At 30.3% G+C, this 22,165-nt stretch carries 21 protein-coding genes; 6 read left to right on the top strand and 15 right to left on the bottom strand.

Annotated elements, in window-relative coordinates; translation table 11 throughout:
• Positions 1-61 precede the first annotated feature (61 nt).
• The 4 genes from ACIQ2L_RS05675 to lptB all read left to right on the top strand — a co-directional run bounded on the left by ACIQ2L_RS05675 (position 62) and on the right by lptB (position 3,019).
• Positions 62-1,027 (top strand): SIS domain-containing protein, encoded by a 966-nt coding sequence (locus ACIQ2L_RS05675; protein ID WP_396157149.1) that lies wholly within the window; start codon positions 62-64, stop codon positions 1,025-1,027.
• Positions 1,027-1,851 carry a twin-arginine translocase subunit TatC gene (gene tatC, locus ACIQ2L_RS05680; RefSeq protein ID WP_396157150.1) on the top strand — a complete coding sequence of 275 codons (825 nt, stop codon included), beginning with the start codon at positions 1,027-1,029 and terminating at the stop codon, positions 1,849-1,851. Before ACIQ2L_RS05675 ends, tatC begins: the two co-directional genes overlap by 1 nt.
• Positions 1,835-2,185, top strand: coding sequence for a carboxymuconolactone decarboxylase family protein (locus ACIQ2L_RS05685; RefSeq protein WP_396157151.1), 351 nt, complete (start codon positions 1,835-1,837; stop codon positions 2,183-2,185). Before tatC ends, ACIQ2L_RS05685 begins: the two co-directional genes overlap by 17 nt.
• Positions 2,186-2,278: 93 nt before the next feature.
• Entirely contained in the window at positions 2,279-3,019 is a 741-nt protein-coding gene (gene lptB, locus ACIQ2L_RS05690; protein ID WP_396157152.1) for an LPS export ABC transporter ATP-binding protein, read from the top strand.
• A gap of 52 nt (positions 3,020-3,071) precedes the next feature.
• Here lptB and ACIQ2L_RS05695 read toward each other — a convergent pair whose 3' ends face one another.
• Both ACIQ2L_RS05695 and ACIQ2L_RS05700 read right to left on the bottom strand, forming a co-directional pair.
• Positions 3,072-3,800, bottom strand: coding sequence for a hypothetical protein (locus ACIQ2L_RS05695; protein ID WP_396157154.1), 729 nt, complete (start codon positions 3,798-3,800; stop codon positions 3,072-3,074).
• A 50-nt stretch (positions 3,801-3,850) separates the two neighbouring features.
• Positions 3,851-4,606, bottom strand: a complete 756-nt coding sequence (locus ACIQ2L_RS05700; RefSeq protein ID WP_396157155.1) for a CDP-alcohol phosphatidyltransferase family protein — start codon at positions 4,604-4,606, stop codon at positions 3,851-3,853.
• A 195-nt stretch (positions 4,607-4,801) separates the two neighbouring features.
• Here ACIQ2L_RS05700 and ACIQ2L_RS05705 point away from each other — a divergent pair, with 195 nt between their 5' ends.
• Together ACIQ2L_RS05705 and ACIQ2L_RS05710 are read left to right on the top strand one after the other, a co-directional pair.
• Positions 4,802-5,788: a PorV/PorQ family protein gene (locus ACIQ2L_RS05705; protein WP_396157247.1), complete on the top strand. Its 987-nt coding sequence runs from the start codon at positions 4,802-4,804 to the stop codon at positions 5,786-5,788.
• Positions 5,789-5,793: 5 nt separating this feature from the next.
• Complete coding sequence (locus ACIQ2L_RS05710; RefSeq protein ID WP_396157156.1) at positions 5,794-6,912, top strand: DUF4105 domain-containing protein; 1,119 nt, start codon at positions 5,794-5,796, stop codon at positions 6,910-6,912.
• Here ACIQ2L_RS05710 and ACIQ2L_RS05715 read toward each other — a convergent pair.
• From ACIQ2L_RS05715 to ACIQ2L_RS05775, 13 genes are all read right to left on the bottom strand, one after another.
• Entirely contained in the window at positions 6,892-8,286 is a 1,395-nt protein-coding gene (locus ACIQ2L_RS05715; RefSeq protein ID WP_396157157.1) for an exopolysaccharide biosynthesis polyprenyl glycosylphosphotransferase, read from the bottom strand. The two genes, ACIQ2L_RS05710 and ACIQ2L_RS05715, sit on opposite strands and share 21 nt — an antisense overlap.
• A 46-nt stretch (positions 8,287-8,332) precedes the next feature.
• The gene (locus tag ACIQ2L_RS05720) at positions 8,333-9,343 is read right to left on the bottom strand and encodes a glycosyltransferase family 4 protein (protein WP_396157159.1); all 1,011 of its coding nucleotides are present in this window, start codon (positions 9,341-9,343) and stop codon (positions 8,333-8,335) included.
• Positions 9,315-10,655: an O-antigen ligase family protein gene (locus ACIQ2L_RS05725; protein WP_396157160.1), complete on the bottom strand. Its 1,341-nt coding sequence runs from the start codon at positions 10,653-10,655 to the stop codon at positions 9,315-9,317. The genes ACIQ2L_RS05720 and ACIQ2L_RS05725 overlap by 29 nt, the downstream gene beginning before the upstream one ends.
• Before the next feature lie 2 nt (positions 10,656-10,657).
• A complete protein-coding gene (locus tag ACIQ2L_RS05730; RefSeq protein ID WP_396157161.1) occupies positions 10,658-11,731 on the bottom strand; it encodes a glycosyltransferase in 1,074 nt (357 codons plus the stop codon).
• Complete coding sequence (locus ACIQ2L_RS05735; RefSeq protein WP_396157163.1) at positions 11,728-12,846, bottom strand: glycosyltransferase; 1,119 nt, start codon at positions 12,844-12,846, stop codon at positions 11,728-11,730. The genes ACIQ2L_RS05730 and ACIQ2L_RS05735 overlap by 4 nt, the downstream gene beginning before the upstream one ends.
• Before the next feature lie 193 nt (positions 12,847-13,039).
• Complete coding sequence (locus ACIQ2L_RS05740) at positions 13,040-14,032, bottom strand: glycosyltransferase family 2 protein (RefSeq protein ID WP_396157164.1); 993 nt, start codon at positions 14,030-14,032, stop codon at positions 13,040-13,042.
• The gene (locus ACIQ2L_RS05745; protein WP_396157165.1) at positions 14,032-15,570 is read right to left on the bottom strand and encodes a glycosyltransferase family 2 protein; all 1,539 of its coding nucleotides are present in this window, start codon (positions 15,568-15,570) and stop codon (positions 14,032-14,034) included. Before ACIQ2L_RS05745 ends, ACIQ2L_RS05740 begins: the two co-directional genes overlap by 1 nt.
• On the bottom strand, positions 15,564-16,709 hold the full coding sequence (locus ACIQ2L_RS05750) for a glycosyltransferase family 4 protein (RefSeq protein WP_396157166.1): 1,146 nt from the start codon (positions 16,707-16,709) through the stop codon (positions 15,564-15,566). Before ACIQ2L_RS05750 ends, ACIQ2L_RS05745 begins: the two co-directional genes overlap by 7 nt.
• Positions 16,710-16,712: 3 nt before the next feature.
• Positions 16,713-17,696, bottom strand: coding sequence for a class I SAM-dependent methyltransferase (locus tag ACIQ2L_RS05755; protein ID WP_396157167.1), 984 nt, complete (start codon positions 17,694-17,696; stop codon positions 16,713-16,715).
• 66 nt (positions 17,697-17,762) lie between these two features.
• Positions 17,763-19,013 carry a polysaccharide biosynthesis C-terminal domain-containing protein gene (locus tag ACIQ2L_RS05760; protein WP_396157168.1) on the bottom strand — a complete coding sequence of 417 codons (1,251 nt, stop codon included), beginning with the start codon at positions 19,011-19,013 and terminating at the stop codon, positions 17,763-17,765.
• Positions 19,013-19,663 carry a class I SAM-dependent methyltransferase gene (locus ACIQ2L_RS05765; protein ID WP_396157169.1) on the bottom strand — a complete coding sequence of 217 codons (651 nt, stop codon included), beginning with the start codon at positions 19,661-19,663 and terminating at the stop codon, positions 19,013-19,015. Before ACIQ2L_RS05765 ends, ACIQ2L_RS05760 begins: the two co-directional genes overlap by 1 nt.
• On the bottom strand, positions 19,653-21,671 hold the full coding sequence (locus ACIQ2L_RS05770) for a hypothetical protein (RefSeq protein WP_396157170.1): 2,019 nt from the start codon (positions 21,669-21,671) through the stop codon (positions 19,653-19,655). Before ACIQ2L_RS05770 ends, ACIQ2L_RS05765 begins: the two co-directional genes overlap by 11 nt.
• Positions 21,637-22,161: a class I SAM-dependent methyltransferase gene (locus tag ACIQ2L_RS05775; RefSeq protein WP_396157171.1), complete on the bottom strand. Its 525-nt coding sequence runs from the start codon at positions 22,159-22,161 to the stop codon at positions 21,637-21,639. The genes ACIQ2L_RS05770 and ACIQ2L_RS05775 overlap by 35 nt, the downstream gene beginning before the upstream one ends.
• Positions 22,162-22,165 lie beyond the last annotated feature (4 nt).

Raw genomic sequence — 22,165 nt, forward strand, 5'->3', positions numbered from 1 at the left:
AATTTGCAAACATAAAGATAAGACTTTCTTTCATACATACAAATTTTATATTACTACAATTTTGATACATAAAGATACCATTTTAGCTTCTGCCCAAAAAACAATTTTATCTGAAAGTGAGTCTATTGCAAAACTGGTTTCGCTTTTAGATGATAACTTTGTAAAAACTATCGAAATTATACTTAATTCAAGTGGTCGTTTGGTCGTAACTGGAATAGGCAAAAGCGCCATTATTGCCCAAAAAATTGTAGCAACATTAAATTCAACAGGAACGCCTTCCTTATTTCTGCATGCTTCAGAAGCTATTCATGGCGATTTAGGAATGGTTCAGCCAGGAGATACCGTTATTTGTATTTCAAAAAGCGGGAATAGTCCTGAGATTAAAGTGTTGGTTCCCTTGTTAAAAAGATTCGGTAATAAACTCATTGCAATTACCGGAAACACAACTTCATTTTTAGGAAAAGAAGCCGATTATGTATTAAATACGTATGTAGAATCAGAAGCTTGTCCAATTAATTTAGCGCCAACCAATAGTACAACAGCTCAATTAGTAATGGGTGATGCTATTGCTGTTTGCCTGATGGAAATGAAAAACTTCACTGCCGAAGATTTTGCCAAATACCATCCGGGCGGTGCTTTAGGTAAAAAACTATTGCTCCGTGTTAAGGACATGCTTGATATGACTCACAAACCTATTGTAGCACCAGATTCAACCATTAAAAAAGTTATCGTTGAAATATCTGAAAAGCGTCTTGGAGTTACAGCTGTAGTAGAAAACGAAAAAGTTATCGGAATAATTACAGATGGTGATATTAGAAGAATGCTAAATAAAACAGAAAATATTTCAGGATTGACCGCAAAAGACATCATGACTGTAAACCCAAAAACCATAAAATCTACCGAATTGGTAAGTGATGCCTTAAACATTTTAGAAGATTTTTCAATTACACAATTAGTCGTTGTTGATAACGGAGCCTATAAAGGAGTTATACATTTGCATGACATTTTAAAAGAAGGAATCGTATAATGGCGAAGAAAAAGAATGTGAATGAAATGTCTTTTTTACATCATCTTGAAGATTTAAGATGGTTATTGGTTCGAAGTTCGGTTGCAATTATTTTAATGGCATTTGTAACATATTTTTTTAGTGGATTTATTTTTGACAACATCATTTTTGGCCCAACAGATCCAAATTTTATAACCTATCGCTTTTTTTGTGAATTAGCTCAAACGATTGGCATCACTGGAGATATTTGCGTAAAAGAACTTCCTTTTATTATTCAAAACACATCGATGGAAGGACAAATAAACACTTTTATTTGGACTTGTATAACGGCTGGTTTCATTTTAGCTTTCCCCTACATATTGTATGAATTATGGAAATTTATCAGTCCGGCTTTGTATGAAAAAGAAAAGAAAAACGCTTTAGGATTTATTGTGATTTCTTCTTTATTGTTTTTTCTTGGGGTAATTTTTGGCTACTTTATAATTGTGCCACTTTCTATCAATTTTGTGGCGACATTCTCCGTAAGTAGTGTGGTAAAAAACGAATTTAACTTAGACTCCTATATTGGAATGATAAAAACATCAGTAATAGCAGCTGGATTATTTTTTGAATTACCTGTAATTATTTATTTCTTAACTAAACTTGGATTAGTTGGACCTAATTTCCTCAGAAAATATAGAAAATATGCTATATTAATTTTATTAATAATTGCTGCAATAGTTACACCACCTGACGTGGTTAGTCAAATAACCGTAGCGATTCCGATGCTATTAATTTACGAAGCCAGTATTTGGATATCCGTTTTTGTAGAAAATAAAAAAATGAAAGATGAGCAAATTAGTTGAAGAATTTAATGAGTATCGTTCAAAAATGAACGAAAAATTATTGGCTGATAATAATAAAATTGTGAAACGAATTTTTAATCTAGATACCAATGCTTATGCAGAAGGCGCGCTAGATATTAAAACGAAAGAGCTTCTTGGATTAGTGGCATCAACAGTCTTGCGTTGTGATGATTGCATTAAATATCACTTAGAAACAAGCCATAAAGAAGGAATTACTAAGGAAGAAATGATGGAAGCTATGGGTATTGCTACTTTAGTTGGCGGAACTATTGTAATTCCACATTTGAGAAGAGCTTATGAGTTTTGGGAAGCGTTAGAAAAAAGTGGTCAGTAATCAGTATTTAGTAATCAGTTTGCAAAATTATAGTTAAAACGATAAAAAAAAACTCAGTAACTCAGTAAATTTGCCACTTAGCAACGTAACAAAATGAAATTAAGAGCCGAAAATTTAGTCAAAACCTATAAAGGCAGAAGTGTTGTAAAAGGTATTTCTGTAGAAGTTAATCAAGGGGAAATCGTGGGTTTATTAGGCCCAAACGGTGCAGGAAAAACGACTTCTTTCTACATGATTGTGGGATTGGTAAAACCAAATTCAGGAAAAATTTATTTAGATGATACTGATATTACTGAATTTCCAATGTACAAGCGTGCCCAATATGGTATTGGCTATTTAGCGCAAGAGGCTTCTGTTTTTAGAAAATTGAGTATTGAGGATAATATTTTGAGCGTTTTACAACTTACAAAACATACCAAAGAAGAACAAATTGCTAAAATGGAAAGCTTGATTGCTGAATTTGGATTAGAACACATTAGAACCAACCGTGGCGATTTACTTTCGGGTGGAGAACGTCGTAGAACCGAAATTGCGCGTGCCTTAGCGACTGATCCGAAATTCATTCTTTTGGACGAACCTTTTGCAGGAGTTGACCCAGTTGCCGTGGAGGATATTCAACGAATTGTAGCGCAGCTAAAAAACAAAAATATCGGAATCTTGATTACCGATCACAACGTTCAAGAAACGTTAGCCATTACTGATAAGACATACCTTATGTTTGAAGGTGGAATCCTAAAAGCTGGAATTCCAGAAGAATTAGTAGAAGATGAAATGGTGCGACGAGTCTATCTGGGGCAAAACTTTGAGCTTCGTAAAAAGAAATTACATTTTTAAAAATAAAAAAGCTTCCAAATTGGAAGCTTTTTTATTGAAACTATAACTAAATTTAGTTGTAAGTATAAGTGACTGATTCTTTTAAAACAGCTGATCCATCATAACTAAGCTCCGTTAATGGATAATTATCCGCAGTATAAGTATAGTTGACAGTATAACCAGAAGTACTAGAGGCAGTTTCATTATTAAGATTTCCTTCTATTTCTAGATCTAACACTTGAAATATCGCATAATTACTTATGTTTTTAAATGGATTATTTTTCGAGTCGTAAGTAATGGTTTCCGTATTTGTAAATCCAAAAGAAGTACGACTCACTTGCGTTACATTTCCATTTTGAACGGTACAAACTTCAGTAGAAATCAAAGTGGTTTGACTTGTTAAATCACCATCATATACTGTTCGAGTAAAAGTATTGCCTGAATATGTTACTACAGTTTTGATAGCTGAATCAAAATCAGGGTCGAATTCAGTAAATTTAGTAACTTGATCTCCTGTATATTCAATTAAAATATAGGTGTTATCTTGTGGATAATTTATTCTAGTCAACTTGTCTCCAGTATAAATATATTGGTCAATCAATACGCCTGAGTCTTTTACGTTTACCAATTTATTACCCGAATACGTAAACAGTAAATTGTAGTCATCGTCAGCGGGATTAGCAACATCAATAACCATGGTTCTAACCAATTGTTCTGATGATGAATTGCTTGAAGAATCACTAGAAGAACAGCCATTTAATAACAGTGTTGAAAAGGCAAATAAACATGCAATTTTTTTCATTTGTAAAGTTTAAGATTTTTGTAAAAGTATGAATTCGTATGACAAATAAATTATTTCTCTGTAATTTTAAATTGATTATTTAAAGCCGATAACAAAACATACATAATAATTATTAGTGGAACTGCCAAAATCTGAAGGAAAATCAGCAGCAAAACTGAAAGTGCTAAAAAGGAAATCTGCAGTTTGTATCTGGCAAAACTAAAATTCTTAATCTTTAATGAAAATAACGGGATTTCTGCGTTCATGATATAAGCACTCAGCAATGTCAATCCAATTAAAACCCATTGATTTGATAAATACTCCGTAAAAAAGGCATTGGGATACATAGAAATTACTAATGGTAAACTAGTAATAAAAAGGGCATTAGCAGGAGTTGGCAAACCAATAAAAGAATCTGTTTGTCGTTTATCGATATTGAATTTTGCTAAACGATAGCAGGCTCCCAAAGTAATTATGAATCCCAAAAAAATTAAATTAAAACTAATATCGTTTGCAGTGTATTGAGCAAAATCATGAGGCTCACTGGTCGGATTAATAGGTATCATCCTCAACATTTGATACATCACAAATCCAGGAACAACTCCACTAGTTACCATATCCGCAAGCGAATCCAATTGAACTCCCAATGGTCCGGAAACATTAAATTTTCGAGCAAAAAAGCCATCAAAAAAATCAAAGAAAATCCCAAGACATACAAAATAAAAAGCAAACTCAAATTTATAATCTGCTACCATTACCACAGCCACGCATCCACTAAATAAATTTAACATCGTAAATAAATTGGGAATCTGTGCTTTAAAATTCATCTGAAACTTTTTAGTATTTGTAAAGAAATACAAATTTAATACAATAACTTAAAGGTTTCTGCGTTTTGTTATAGAGATTTTTATTTGATATTTGTAAAAAGAAAAATTGCCTTGAAAAAAAAGATTGCTATTCTAGTGCTTTTTATTAGCCTAATTACTTATGCTCAATCGGTTAGAAAATATTCGAATGAGTTCATGAATATTGGCGTAGATGCAGCATCTCTTGGAATGTCCAATGCAGTAACTGCTTTTTCGGGCGATGTGAATTCGGGCTATTGGAACCCAGCTGGACTTTTGAAAATTGAAGATAGTGAAGCATCCTTGATGCATGCCAGTTATTTTGCTAATATTGCACAATACGATTTTGGTGCTTATGCCAAAAAAATAGATGATAGAAGTGCTTGGGGTGTTTCTTTAATTCGATTTGGAGTTGATGATATTTTAAATACCACTCAACTTATTGATTCAGAAGGAAACATTGACTACAATAGAATCAGTCTTTTTTCAACCGCCGATTATGGATTAACCTTTTCCTACGCAAGACGTCCAACATTATTTGAAGGTTTTCAATATGGTGTAAATGCCAAAATTATTCGAAGAGTTATTGGCGAATTTGCCAGTTCTTGGGGTTTTGGTTTTGACATTGGATTACAATATGAAAGCAATGATTGGCATTATGGATTAATGTTGAGAGATATCACAACTACTTACAACATTTGGGCTATTGATGAAGATAAGTACAATGAAATTAAAGATGCTGTTGCCGGACAAAATCAGGAACCGCCGGAAAGTACCGAAATTACGTTACCAAAAGCCCAACTTGGCATTGCAAAAAAGTTTGATTTTCATTCCGATTATACTTTATTAGCTGCCGTAAACCTCAATATGCAGTTTGCCCAAACCAATGATGTTTTTGCATCAGATGCGGTAAGTATAGACCCAGCTTTGGGATTGGAATTTGGATATACTGATTTGGTTTTTTTACGCGCCGGAGTGGGAAATTTTCAAAATGTGGAACAATTAGACGGTTCAAGCAAGGTAAATTTTCAACCCAATATTGGCTTAGGATTCAAGTATAAAGGCATTCAAGTAGATTATGCCTTGACTGATTTGGGCGATAAAAGTGCGGCTTTATATTCAAATATTTTTTCTATAAAAGTTGATTTAAGTATTTTTAGATAAAAATTATGTTCAAAAAACTCCTTTTGTTTTCCCTGTTTTTATTCACTACTGGAATTTTTTCTCAAAATCAAAAACTCTCACAAAATGCTCAAGTGAGCATTTTTACTTGTGACAGAGGAGAAGAATTATATTCTACTTTTGGACATACTGCGCTCCGAATTCAGGACCCAATCAATGCTCTTGACGTAGTTTATAATTATGGCTGTTTTGATTTTCGGACTGAAAATTTCTATTTAAAATTTGTTAAAGGAGATTTACAATATTATATGAATGTAACCTCCTACGATGATTTTATTTTTGAATATAAATTGGATCAAAGAGAAGTGATTGAACAAACATTAAGTTTGCCTTTAATAAAAAAACAAGAACTATTTGATTCACTAAACAAATCATTATCTTCTGATGAAAGATACTATACCTATAAGTTTATTGATCGAAATTGTACCACTATGGTTGCTGAAAAAATAAATGGATTGTATGGAAAACAAGAAATTAGCAAAGTAGACGACAAATCAATAAGTTATCGCTCTCTTTTATATCCTTATTTTGAGAATTATTTTTGGTACAAATTGGGAATCAATATTGTTTTTGGAGTGAAAACTGATTACAAAGCACGACAACTATTTCTTCCTCTTGAATTGTTACACAGTTTAGACAAAGCAACTATTGATGGAAAACCTATTGTTTCAAACAAGCAAATTGTGGTTCAAGGAAAAACCATCCAAGCTAAATTTTCTTTCTTTAATAGTATTTACTTAATCTGTTTACTACTTATAATTATAGTATTAATAAACAATAGAATTATTAATAAAAGTTACCTTTTTCTTTGTGGATTTTTTGGCGTTGTACTTTGTCTGATTGGTCTTTATTCTGAGCATCAGGAAATACTTTGGAATTACAATGCTTTATTATTTAATCCACTTTTTATTTTATTTCCTTTTGCAAAAGATGATTTTATTAAAAAAATCGTCCCCATATTATTGCTATTACTATTGGTTTATTGTGTAGTTATGATAACGAAGCCACATTTAATAATAATGTTACCATTTATAGGAGCAAATTTGTATATCTTGTTAAAAATAAATGGAAGAAATCCTTTAAAATTATTGTCCTTTGTAAAGTAAAACGGTACCAAGGGTTTTAAATACAATACTTACATCTAGAAAAATACTTCGGTGCTTGATATAATACAAATCGTATTGAAGTTTAATCAAACTATCGTCTATAGTTTCTCCGTAAGGGAAATTTACTTGTGCCCAACCAGTAAGTCCAGGTTTTATTACATGACGGGTTTCATAAAAAGGCATCACTTCTGCAATTTCATTTACAAAAATTGGACGTTCAGGTCTTGGTCCAATAACGGCCATATCACCTTTTAAAATATTGATAAACTGAGGAAGTTCATCCATTCTTGATTTTCTCAAAATCTTACCAAATGGTGTTATTCTACTGTCATTTGTAGTTGCAAAAACAGCTCCTTCTTTTTCAGCATTTTTAACCATCGTTCTAAATTTGACGATGTTAAAAACTACACCGTTCTTTCCTACTCTTTCTTGCGTATATAGGAGATTGCCTCTGTTTCCAAAAAGATTACCAATGAAGATAAGCGGAAGAACAAGGACGGCTATTAGTAATCCAATAACCGAAAATAGGATTTCAAAAAGTCTAACGACAATAAGATAAAAGTGATTTTGATTGCTTCTGCTAAAGGGAAAATAACGGTAAAAATCGCGTGAAACATATTGCATTGGAATACGTTGCGCTAAATTTTCATAAACCTGAGTGTACTCTCTAATGATATAGCCATTTTCTAATAAATGTATCAATTGGTTATAGAGGTTAACGGTTATACCATCGGTTTTTTGCGAGGCAATTACAATTTCTGATATAGAATTATTCTTTACAAAACCCTCCAGATTATTGATGTCAATACTTTTTATTTTCAAATTATCGCTTGTATGCGTATTGGCACTATCCGAATTTACAAAACCTAAAACACGGTAATGAGGGTCAGCACTTTCAAGTCCGTTAACCAATTCTTTTAACTGTTCTTTATCACAAATTAAGATTACTTTCTTTGAAAATCTATTTGAGGCAAAAAATTGAACATAAAGCATTCTCCATACAAATAATGCAATAAAAATTGCAATATAAAAAATAAGGATTTGGAGTCTATTTGAAGGTAATCGAGGTGTGTAAATTGGGGTTAATAAATACAATAAAACTGTAATTGAAGAAGTAAGAATAATGCTTTTTATAACTTGAAATTGATTACTGGCGACTTGCAAATTATACATTTCAAATACAGACCCAATAAAATTTAGATATACTCCTAAGACAATTGTCCAATAAAAGTTGTTTTTAGAAATATTAAAATAATTAAACTGAAAAACTATTCCAACCAAGTATAAAGACAGTAGTACCGAAACAATATCAAAAATTCTTAAAAGAATCTTTCTTTCTGAAACTTCAAAGTGAATTTCTTTACGCTTATTCATGTTTTTTTTGAATATTTTAGAGCTGCAAGTTACTAAATATTACCCACTAAATAAGTAATTCTATCCATTGGTTTTTTACTATATCCCAATCAAAATTTTTGATTAATTGTTTCCCGTTTTCAGATAAAGTGGTCGAAAGTTTTGGTTCTTTCATTAACCTGATAATTTGGTTAGTCATATCTTCTACATCATTATCATTAACTAAAAGCGCATTGTAATCGTGCTTTAACAAATACGGAATACCTCCTACATTTGTAGAAATTACAGGTAAACCCAATGCCATTGATTCAATCACACTAATAGGCGTATTATCGAAATGGGTTGTATTTATGAACATATTATATTCTTTTGATAATTCAATCCACTCTTCCTTTGATAATTTACCTGTAAAAAGAACTTCAACATTATTGTTTTTTACAAATCTCAATATTTTTGAAAAACTATCATCTTTTACCGGACCAACCATACAAATCTTGGCATCTGGAAATAATTGTAGTATTTTAACGTACACTTTAACTGCCATTAGTGGATTGTATATACTGACAAATGATCTAACCCATAATAATCTTGGGGCATCATATTTTTTTATTGATTCTTTATATAACTTAACTTCAATTGTGTTAGGTATGTATTTTATATTGGTGTATCCATTTTTTTTAAAAGATTCATACAAATAATTAGAAGGTGCTATATTAATATAAGCATTATTAAAGATTAAGTCGGAGAAAAATTTACTTTTAATGATTCTATCAGGCAAATTACCTCCATGAAGTTTTGGAATGTATTTTACTCTAAGTAATCTACATAATTGAGAAATAATAAAAGCATACCAAAAGTTTTTAGTGCTATACGTATCTATTAAAACATAATCCACTTTTCTAGCATACTTGAATGTTTTAATAATCATTTCAAACATTCTTGCTATTTTATTTTTTTTTGAAGAAGCATAAAAAACATGAAAACCTGCATTTTCAAGAAACACGCCTAATGTTTCAATAGAAGTAAAAGTATATCCATGATTAGATAGCTTATTTCCTACGTATAGAAGGTACTTCATCTATAATTACTTTTAATAATGATAACGAATATACAAAAGCTGGCGCCGCAATTCGCATAGCAGCATGATTTATTGTAAGTAGCCAAAAAACCAAAAAACAAAATATATAAATGTGTTGTTTATTATCAAGAAACAGGAAAATTGGTGTAAAAAAGACAATTAGTAATGCTATTATTCCCATTGTTCCATGTTCAGCAAGTGTTCGTGAAATTTCACTATGCGAAGCAATAATAACCCCTCCATTCTTCTCTTTTCTATTCTCTATAGCTTTTGCAACTCCAATTCCAAATATAGGATTGTCAAGAAAATCATCGATTTCGCCATCCCATATTTCCTCTCTTCCGGTAAATTTACTTTCCTTGACTCTTCCGGCTGAGTCTTTATTTGCATAACGCTTATCTATTAAACCACTCGTTTGATTTGATGTATATAACCAAGTGGCAAAAAAAGCTAATAACATGAAAACAACAAGACGAAAAAGATTATACTTCCCCCGAGATTTTGAATTAAAATAGATATATATCAATAGAATTAATATAATAATAACACCTGTTAACATTCCGCCCCGGGAAAAAGTTACCAAACCTCTGTAAGTAATATTAAATAAAATAATCAAATTAACAATAAATACCAGTTTTGATTTTGATTCTAAAAGCAATCTAGAAAAAAAAACAAACATTCCGATACCTAATAATGTTGATACCTGATTAGGCCCAAATCCACCTGAAGTTACGTTAGTTGATCCTGTACCTACTAAAATTTCTTTTAAATCAGGAGTATATAAAATTAAATAAATTGTTGTAGAAAAAATAGGCAATCCCAAAGTCAGTAATATATTATTGAGTTGAGAAAGCATAATTTTACGGTTATAACAATAAATTGATGCGATACCCAAACAAGCTGGACCTGAAATATTAAATGCTATTGCTTTTCTAACATCTGTATCGAAGTTTAAAGTTTCAGTAGCTATAATAACACCCGGCAACAACAAAATTAAATAAATCCAATAAGGTACTGAATTTTTTGAAAATCCACTGTAGTACATTCCAAATACCATTAAAATCATAACACTATATTTGGAATATTCATAAAGAAAATTACCTCCAGTCATCCTTAAGAAAACCTCACTTCCAACAATATAGGCTGATACAAACAAAACTTCATTATTTTTATTACGGCTTTTCATGACATAATAAATTCCGAGGGCAAATATTGTAATAGCGTAAAATTTTGAAAGTGGTCTAAAATAGTATATGAGAATACCAATTAAAATGTGCGCTACAACCAAAAAAATATATTTGCTATCTTTCATATCTATAAACTTAAAACCCACGTTAAGTATTTAGTAATAACTCCCTTTTCTGAATGATTATTACTAATGGTCTCATATAACGAATTGCCTAATTGCGTTCTTAAATCTTTATCATGAATAAGCTTTGATAGATTTTTATAAAACAAATCTGTTTCGTCTACGCCTACCATAAAACCATTTATCCCATCTTCGATAATTAATGGAATCTCACCAACTTTAGTAGATACTACTGGTTTCTTTGACAACCCATATTCAATCAATGCTATTGGCAAACCTTCCGATTTTGAGGTCAATACAGCAATATCAGCTTGTTGTATGATATTACTTATGTCATTTTTAGAACCATAAATAAATACATGGTTTTCCAAATTTTTATCTATGATTAATCTTCTTAACTGTTTTGAATAAACATCTTCAAAATCTTTACCTATTAAATGAAATGTCCATTCATCATGAGATTTCTTTAGTTTTTCAGCAACTTCCAATAAAAAAAAGTGATTTTTTTGATCCCGTAAATTAGCCAAACATAAAATTTGCTTTCCAACTGTACCTTTCAATTGGGTCTCACTGCTAATAGACGTTTCAATTGAAGTAAAATTGGGTAAATAAATTACTTTTTTACAATTCAACTCTTTTTCTGCCCAAGACTTAAGTTTGTAATTTACCACAATGATACCTTTGAAAAAAAAAGAGGCAATCTTTAATGCAAATGATTTTTCAGAACTAATAAATTCACTCAAACCATTGTGATCATGCCAAATAATAGTAACTTTTGGATAAATAAGTTTTACTAATAATGCAGTAAAATAGGAACTGCTATGCGGTTGAAGAAAATTAACGTTATTGTCTCTACAATATTTTTTTAATCTAATAACAGCACCCCAATCAAGTGTTGTTTTTTTATTCAGAAAAAGATACGAAACCGAATTACTCAACTGAGATTTTAAGTTTCCTTCAGCTCTTGTAGCAACAAGTCCAGAAAATTCTACTCTTTCAGAAAGTGCATTAGCATAATTCACTGCCATTTTTTCGGCTCCACCTATTTCCAAAGAATCTATAATTTGAGCTATTCTCATGATTCTAACAGCAATTTAATTTCTTTTTCAAAAGCATCCATTGTGAATTGTCTTGACCACTTCATTGCTTTAATCACTTTATCCTGATACCAAATACCATCGTTAAGGACAGCTTCAATTTTTTCTACATCATTATTTAATTTCAAGTCTAAGAGTAATCCTCTGTTTCCATTATCGAGCATATTTGGGACACACGAAACTTTTGAAGCTATGGGTAAACATCCCCAAAACATTCCCTCGGCAACTACTTTTGGCCAACCTTCACTCAATGAAGGTAAAACTACAAAATGACTTTCTTGATAAGCTGCCTTAATCGTTTCCTGTTTTTGATTCCCCATTAACTTTACTATATCTTTCAAATTATTATCTGATATATATTTTTCCAAATCCGTTCTTTCATTACCTTCACCATAAATCAATAATTGAACATCATATCCTTTTATATATAGTTGTTCTATTAATTTAATACAATAAAGTGGTTGTTTACCATTGGAAAGTGTTCCTACAAAAATAAAGGAAATCTTTCCCGAAAATAATTTAGACTTTACTTCAATTTTATCTTTTTCAAAATAACTTGCCGTAAAAAAAGGTTTAATATTTTTAGTACTATCTTCCCATTCGCCATAGACCAAAACCTGCATGTTTTTAGTCAAATACGTATTACTTAAAATCCATTTTTGAAAACGATAACTTAACGGTTGAAGTGACTTTGAATCCCAATTACCGGCGTACTTTGCGGTTTTAGGTTTGGATGGGAAAAGAGTTTGAACAATACAGCCTAAGAGTCCAATATTTCCGGGACAACGCAAATGAATGTGATCTGCTTTTTTCATAGTTTGATAAATTTTCCAAACTATTTTTGGTATTACTATAATTGAAATTATTGACTTTTTAAAACTAGTTACGTCAAAATTCGCAACAGCAACGAAGGAAATTTTTTTATGCTGATAAAATTCCTGAATAGGAGTTTTGGGTTTAGAATCAAGTGGTGCTAGGATTAAAACTTCGGAAACGTTTTTAATCCATAAATTCATTTCACGAATGTAAGGCTCATAACCAAAATAGTTTTCAGAAACTTTACCATGAATGACATGAGTTATTATGGCAAATTTCATATTACTTTATTTTTTTTATGAAAAGGTTAAATTCTAGCATTTTAACATCAGTGTTTCTGATTTAACAGATAAGTTCTAGCTTATTTTGCCCTTTGTGTTCTAATTCTTAATTTATATTGTCGCATCTAAAATTATAGAAACCCTTTAATCGTTTGTGGATTTGGATAGTTTATTGCTGATTCTTCATTTATATTTATTGAGGTTTATTAAAAAATAAAGAAAACCAACCGACCATTCTTCCTGCAAATTCTGTAAAGGCTTCCTTTTTTTTATGGGTTGTAAATATATTGCTAAATCTGATAAGTGTCAATAACAATACTATAGCATTCCATTTAAATTTTGCTTTTAGGGATGGTTTTGGGTATTTTACGCGCCAAACATACCACCCATTTCTGACAACCATCTTACCATATTGGTATTTATTAGGTCTTCCCGATTCGTCGTGAAAATGGCCTAATTTTGCATTGGTATTTACATATAGCTTACCCGTTTTTGATAATCGGAGTGTAAAATCGGCATCTTCATACAAACCGTAACCTTCAAAATAAGTAGAAAAACTTAACGTATCAAAAACCGATTTTTTGAAAGAAGAAACTCCACCCATCAATTGCTCAACTTCATACGTTTTTCCGGATGGAGGCAAAAAACTAATACTTCTTCCATTAGAAAACTCGGGTAAAAATCCTGGTTTTGTATCGCTATCCAAACCAAGACGCTTTCTCATTACAAACCTAATTCCATCATTTTGCTTCCATCCGTCATAAGCAAACTCATGAATTGTTGGTATATAATTCGATGGAACTTTTTCCCATTTGGTTTCGTTATTAATATAACCTCCAATACCTAAAGCTTCTGGAAAAACGCTGTATGCTTTTATAATTTCTTCAAAATAATTAGGTTCTAAAACTGTATCATCATCCAAAAAACAAATTACTTCAGAATCATTTGCAACTTTGGAAACTCCTAAATTTCTTTGTTTAGTCAAACCTCTATCTTGTTTAGATACGAGAAAATAACTCAGATTTGAAAATTTATTTTTCTCCAAAATAACTTTAGTATCGTCATTTGTAGAACCATCAATTATTAAAATTTCATTTGGATAAACTGTTTGTTGCTTTACTGAATTCAACAATTTCAGCAAAGGAATAGGGCGTAAATATGTACAGACTACAAGAGTAAAATTCATTACTTAGTTCTTTTTCCTAATGCCATTAACTTTTTGGCATAAAACGCAGATTTATTAAATTGAAGTTGCTTATAGGGCAACTTAATTAAACGTAAAATTAAGGTGCGTTTAGGTTCTTTAAACAAGTGTAAAAAAAAATACTTATGACGGTATTCTTTTACGAGTTCAGGACCGAAATGTTTATAAAAGTAATACATAATTGTTGGACTAGGAACTGGCCTTATCCATTTCACTGGAGTATCCAGTTCCCATGGTTGAGTTTTTCTTTTCTTTCCTACTACTTTTGCTTGATTACCCCAAAAACGATATCCTCCTATAGGTGGTTTCAAATGAAGATTAGTTGAAAACGGATTTTGTAATACGACCACTCCTATTTTTGTTAACGATAATCCAAAATCATTATCTTCTCCATAACCACCGTCAAAATTAATGTCATTGCCTACGATTTCGTTTACATATTTTCTTTTTACACAAGCATTTGCATTATTGATATGTGGTGCGGCACCTGCTAAATAACGTTTTTGACCAAAGTAATCAAGCTTCATCCTTAAATCACTTAGATTTTGCTTTTGATGGTCAGCTCGAATATCTAATCCATTGCATGCATCCCCATTGTACGTTTGTAAAAAAGAAATATGATTTTCAATATAATCAGAAGGAATGCGTATATCATCGTCTCCAAAGACAATATATTCACCAGTACATAATTCAATGGCTTCATTTCTTGCACGACAACTTCCTTTAGTCTGCTGCCATTTAACAATCAATTCAAAAGTGTAATTTTCTACTTTATATAAACTTTCATCTCTTTGATTTTCCGGAGTAGCATCAACGACAACAACCTGAAAAGGTTTATACGTTTGATTTTGTAAATCATCTAACAAATTCAGAGTAAAATCTTGACGCATCATTGTGGGTATAATAAAACTCACCGATGGATTTCCTTTTATAGGTTTAAGCACCTTTGTTTTTACAATGTCTTTGTCTTTTGATTTTTTAAAGTTTTTTCTAGCGACTAAAAAGGCATTCCACTCTTTAATATTTAGAATTCCTTTCCTATAAATCATAAAAAGTGCGTGATCAATTTTAAAATTTTTGATAAAAAATGTATACCTATCTTTTTTAGAAATAACGATAGCGTCTTGAATCGAAATTTCATAAAGCCCTTTGGCATATAAAACGACACCACCATAATTTCTAACAAGATTGTATCCCAAATCAAATGACTTCATTATTGGATTAATATAGTCATTATCAAATCCAAATTGATCCCAAATAGATTTTCTAACTGCGAATGCATTAGGATTTACTCTCCAACTGATGCATAAATCTAAATTATCCAAATCTCTTACATACCAAAAAAAAGTAGCCGTTTGATATACAATTTCTGGAAAAGCATTTTTATACCCTTGTTCAAATGAACTGTGCCATACATCTCCAAATCCATCAGCTAATTCTTCTAGCATTTTGAAATTTGGTGTACCCGTATAAACAATTATTTCACCTTTTTTGGTGGTATATTCTCTAAATTCTAACATAAAATACTTTTGTAAAAATCTATACTTTTCTGAGCTACTTTATCGATACTGAAATTCTGAATCACTTTTTCTCTAGCTTTCGTTCCAAATTGAAATCTCAAATTTTCATTATCTAGTAAATTCAATATTTTTTGAGCATATAATATATGGTTTTTAGGGTCAACTAAAAATCCATTAACACTATCATCTATTACTTCCGTAGCCCAACCTATATTTGAAGCAACTATGGGTTTCTCCATTGCCATAGCTTCTATCCAAGAAACAGGCAAAGCTTCGGCAAAAGTCGGAAAAACACATACTGTTGAATCGCTAATATGCTCTTTAATTTGCTCATAAGGGACACTTCCAAGATAACTAACATTTTGAATACTTTCTTGGGTAAATAGTTGTTGCATCATATTCCAAGTTGAAACTTTTCCAGAAATAATATCGGATGCATCACGCCCTATTAAGACTAATTTTACTTTAGGATTTTGTCTATAAACCTCATTAAAAATTAGGGGTAACTCGAGTAATCCTTTTTTTCTAATTAGGGTTCCAAAATATAAAATGGTATGATAATCTTTTGCATTTTGTTCTTTTATTATTGAAAACTTATCCAAATCAATACCATTGGGAATAACTGTAAATTTATTTTTAAGCAAAAACAATTCCATAGTCACTTTGGCCACATATTTACTAACAGACAAAATAGCATCGGCATTTTGTAACGCTTTTTTTTCTCGAAATTTATTAATGAATTTGACAGGACGATTGTCAAGATGACAAAAATAAGTATCGGTTCCGTGGAGTTTGATCACCAAAGGACATTTTAGTTTAATATTGGAACTAATCCCTGTCCAATCGGCGACTTCAACCAAATCAACTTTTTTTTCTTTGATCAAAGTATTGAGTAACCGTTGAATTTTTTTTTGAGTTAAAAATCTAGAAAAACCTTTATACTTTATGTTTTTAATTTTATGAAAAGTGATGCCATTTTCACTAAAAATTTCATCTTTATCCTGACCATAAATAACCACTACTACTTCATGATCCAATCGTAATAGACCTTTACTTAAATTCATGATACTGGTGCCGATACCAGCGGCAAAACCAGTCTTAACATGAGGAAATTCTGAAGTTAAAAAAGCTATTTTCATTGCTTACTTTTTCATCCAAAGACAAGAGATATTTCGACCGTTGACATGATTTTCGTCTATCAACCGAGCTTCTTTTTCTTGATAATTTTCGACTAAATCACTTTTTAAAAAACCGTAAAAACCATAGGAACGCATTTTGATAAGTTCAAAGTTTTGTAATTGTAGTTTTAAAAACCTTAATGAAATTCCTTTGTTTATGGTGTCTTTTTTAGTTTCTACATGAATGTCGGTTACACTCCAAATTTCGTCGGCGGTCATTCGTTTATTAATCGTTTTTTCTACTAATAATTGGTCGTTGATTAAATCGATATAATCTTTACGATTGAGCAATCGCTTTATGGATTTGAGTAGTGTTTTTGGGATAAAATCGATTATTTTTTTCTTTTTCGGCAATGATTCAAGCACTTTTTCATATTCGTTTTTACGGATCAAATATTCTTCCGAATTAATATAATCTCCATTGGGATCTTGAATATGAATTAGAAATCCGCCCGAATTTAATACGTTGTTTACTTGTTTCAAAAAAACCTCTAAATCTGGAATGTGATGCAATACTGAACTAATTATAATAACATCAAACTTTTCATTAACATCATCCAGGTAAGCGTTAATCATCGTATACTTTTTGCCCCAAGTTTTGGCTTTTTCTTCTGCATATTTTAGCATATTGGGTGAAGTATCAAGCAACGTAATCTGATTAATATAATGTTCAAGCTTTGTATTTAGTAAAATTTGAGAACTTAAACCCGTTCCACAACCAATATCGAGCAAACTTAATGCTTTATTCTCTATAGTGCAATGATCAAATAAATCGGTCACTAATAGATTAATCTGTTGTTGTAAACTTCCCCACATATCAGTATGCATGGCATCATAATGAAAGGCTTCAAAATCATGAAATACAATATTAATTCTCTCCTGAAATTTTTCGGCAGATAAAGTACTGCCCGTTTTTTGCAATAAAGGTAGAAGTGACTCGAATGACATGTTATAAAGTTTTTTTTATAAAATTTTATCTATTTTAAAGGACATATATAATGGAAAGGCTTGTATTCATTTAGTTACAAAACTTAATGCTTTTCTGAAAAACAAAATGTAAAACACATAAGACAATCCGGTTGCAAATGCAGCTCCAATTAACTCATATTTTGGAATTAAAAGCCAATTAAACATAACATTAAATACAAATAAAATCAAAAAATTTAATGATTGGAAATTTGGTTTCCCTATTTGCCCAAAAGTTAACATTAAAGGAATATATCCAGAAGTAGCAGCTAAAAATAAACATAAAATTAATAATGGTACAAAACCATCACTGTAGGTAGCAAACTGATGGATAAATGTTACTGAAATGAAATATAAAATTACGAACACAGCTAAAATCGGAATCAAAATAATATAATTTTTAATTGATTTCATCTGTATAAAGTGGTTGAAACTTTCCTTTTTCTTTAGAAAATTTTCTGTGATTTCTGGATTTACAATGGTTCTTAGCACGGTACAAATATTCAGAAATAAGTCAGATATCATTGATATAATTGTAAAAATTCCAACTTTTGCCGGACTGACAAAAACACCCAAAAGTAATAAATCGACTTTAGTACTGGCTTCATAAAAAATGGTTCCCCAAAACGATTTTAAACCAAACAGAAGATCTCTTTTGAAATATTTCTTAAAAAATATTTCTTTATTGACAGTATAATTTTTAATTACAAAAAAAAGACATATTAGGTATATAAAAAATTCTGGGAGTAGTAATTGAAGGCATACATATTGGTCGAAAGAAATGTTTCTAGAAATTAAAGAAAAGATTATTGTAAGAAACAAAAATGACTTAATCAAATAAAGTTTTCCAATTAATGAATAGTGCTTTACGGCATTTATCTCAGACAAGAATACTTTATTTATCGCAAAAACAACTGAGGATATGATTAATAATGTTTTAAATTTCTCTAAATCAAAATATTTGTAATAGTTTAATAAGTATGGTGATAGCAGAAAAATGAGTAATCCTAAACTTGAAGAAACAAGAGTGACGATTATATTTGAAGTTACAGAACAGAATAATTTTTCTGAACTATTAACATCTAATGATTTATAATAAAGTGCAGAAAAATGCAATCCCATTCCGAAAAACTGAGATAATATATATTGCAGACTTAAGCAAATGCCTAAAGCACCTATTTGAGATTGTGAAAAAAATAATGATGGAATTAAAATAACAGCCAAATAACTTAATCCTTGTGCAGAATATCCAAGTATTAAGTAGTTGTATTTTGATTTTTGTGTTTTTATATTAATCATTAGTGTTTTTCAACTAGCATAATTAACCACGGAAACGGTTTGAATACTTTAATTACTTTTCCATAAGGTTTCACTATTTTAGTTAATTTTTTTTGATTAAAATGATTGATGTGACCAGGAGTATTTCCAAAATCTTTTACATATTGAAATCTAGCCATATTGGCTATTCTCCAGATGGGTTCATTAGGTACAGAAATCAATACATACTTGGAACTCACTCTAAATAACTCGCTAATGGCTTTTTCTGGAAACTCTAAATGCTCTAATACTTCTAATAAAAAAATTAAATTATATTCATTGTCATTTCTCTGTAAACTATAAACATTTTCCTGAGTTACTTTGAAAGGATAATTTAATGAGTTAATTTTTTGTACATAACGATTATCATATTCTGAAGCTTCAAAAGCAATATTTCTTTTTAAGGATGACAATTTTGAATGTATTCTTAGAGATGATTCAGCGGCTCCACAACCAACTTCCAAAAGAGAATCATTTTCTTTCAAATAATTTTCTAAAATGTAATCGATTTTTTTATAAAAATTAGCATACAATTTTTTACTTATCGGATTTTGGGATTGGTATTCTAATCTAATAAAATCCCATAATTCATCAACCGACATCTCTTCAAAACCCACAAATTTATTTTCCATACAGATTTGGCTTTTTATTGATAATTTTTATTGCATTCTCCCAATCTACATTTATAGTATTACAGTACCATTGAATTGAATTCCATCTTGGCACATTTTCAGTAGCCACTTTATCTAGTGCTTCTTCCCTACTAATTCTTCCTTCTCTTATTTCATTACTTCTGAAAGTATCATACTCACTAAAACCAGCATTTATAAAATAAATATAATTATAAAATGCGGCAGTTCCATCTCCAATTCTCCATGTAGAATTAGTTTCGGGATCTGTTTCCCAATTATAGTCGTTAATAAGAGTATTTACTATCTCATCTTCATCCCATTTAATAAAGTGAAAAAGATTTAAATAAGGATGATTTATATAATAAAAAGAAAGAAAAGCGCCAAAGCTATCAATTAAAGAAGAATTAATATATGAAGGATTTGAAATGTATTGTTTACTGTAAAAAAACATCATTTTCACCTTATCTAATGTTGAAATTGAAAATGATTTCTCTTTGTCTTTAAGGTTTGGTTTAATTCCGCAAAAACCATATTTAAAAAAAGTTGACTCTAATAGATTTTCTCCAAAAAAGATAAAATCCAACTTCTTTTCTTCTACTATTTTATTTGCATGATAAAAATATTGTTTATCGCCTGCCATAAATAAAGGAATGGTACCTAAATGGGGCTTTTTTAACCATGCTTCAACATTTAACTTGATATTTTTCCTTTTCTTTCTAATATCAGCGGATATCAAAATGTGTTCTACACTCAGTTTTGCGCACATCCTTGATTGATTTCTTCGTGCCAAATCGGTCAACATACCCCAATCATAAGAAAAAGCAACCGCTTCAAGACCGAGAATTTTTGAAACATAATGCAATGCATAACAACTATCTCTACCGCCACTTAATCCGATGAGAACTTTGGGTAGTTTCCCATTTTTAAGTTGGAATTCATTTATCATTTTTTGAAGTTGCGATGCTCCTTTTGTATTGTATTCTTTGTAATTTAAACAATAGTTACATACTCCCTGAGCATTAAATTCGATATAAGGAAAAGATTCGGGAAGAATACACTTTTTACATCTTTTCAATTCTTGAATTATATTTTGTTGCTGTAAAAAATAAGTTGAAAAAACTTTAGGAACAGCTTTATATGTTTTTTCAAGCGATTTGTTTTGAAATACGGTAGAATTAATTTCAGTATCAGCTTCTTCTATTTGATAGTTTTTATCGCTTGAATTTTCTAATAACTTAAAATCTGAAACTATTTCGAAATTGACAAAATCAAAATATAAAATTTTGTTGACTAATTGTTTTATACTATCCAGAGAAATATCTAGTTTATTTTTTTTAATGGTATTTACTAAAAAAATAAATTCTGATGCAAATAGAAAAATTTTCGCTTTTTGATCAAAAATATAGAATAAAGATCCATTATTGGATGCAATAGTAACAAATGATTTTTTAGAGTCTAATAAGGCTATGTTTGCAATGCCTTCTATTTTGTCGAAGACATCTTGAATAGCTTGATTATAATTGATATTTTCTTTTAATGATGAATTTACTATAACTGGAATAATTTCGGTATCTAAATCTGTTTTCTTTTCAGCATTAGGATAATTTTTCCATAAGTCCTCTGTATTCACAATAATTCCATTATGAATCACAATTTTACTTTCATTTATTATTGGCTGGTTATTATAATTGTCATGTTCATAACCATTGGTAACCAATCTTGAATGACCTATACCTAAAAAAAAGTTGATATTTTTTAATTCGTTTTTAAGATTATTATAGGCTTTTGTTCGCAATAATTTTTTTCCAGAAAAAGGAATTTTATTTATTGAAATTACATTTTTATTTTCATTTAGAATTGCATATCCAGAAGCTTCCTTTCCTCTTTTATCAGATTCAATTAACAATGTTTCGAAAATAGTTTCGGGTTTAATAGCTTCTTGTTTGGTTATAACTCCAAATATTCCACACATATTATATTTTTTTAAAAATATATAATCTATTAACATTCATCATAAAACCCTCATCATGAGATAATTTAAATTTTTGATTATTGAATAATTTTACTATTTGTTGTTTAGTAAGCCCATACACTTCTCCTTCTTTCATTCCTCTTTCTGATTGATCAACATCCCAAGGTTTTCGTAAAACATGCCAAATAGTTGAAACTATTGGAGGAATCATAGTAATTATCATCGTTCCATCGGGTTTCAATAATCTGTAACATTCTTTAATAACTTCTTCCCTGTTTGGAATATGATTAAGTGCGGCTATGATAGTTATAGTATCAAAACTATGATTATCAAAGGGCAATTTGGCCGTGTCTTCAACGACAAGATCAACATTGTCCCATTTAAAAACATCTACTCCAACACCTTCACCATAAGCTATTTTAAGCTGATTCAAACCACATCCTACATCAAGTAATGATCCATTAATGTGTGGTAATACTTTCTTTATTCTTGTTGCTTCTAGTTTTTTTCCTAGTATATCATTCATATAA

It is taken from the genome of Flavobacterium sp., assembly GCF_044369455.1.
In the GTDB taxonomy this organism is placed as follows: domain Bacteria; phylum Bacteroidota; class Bacteroidia; order Flavobacteriales; family Flavobacteriaceae; genus Flavobacterium.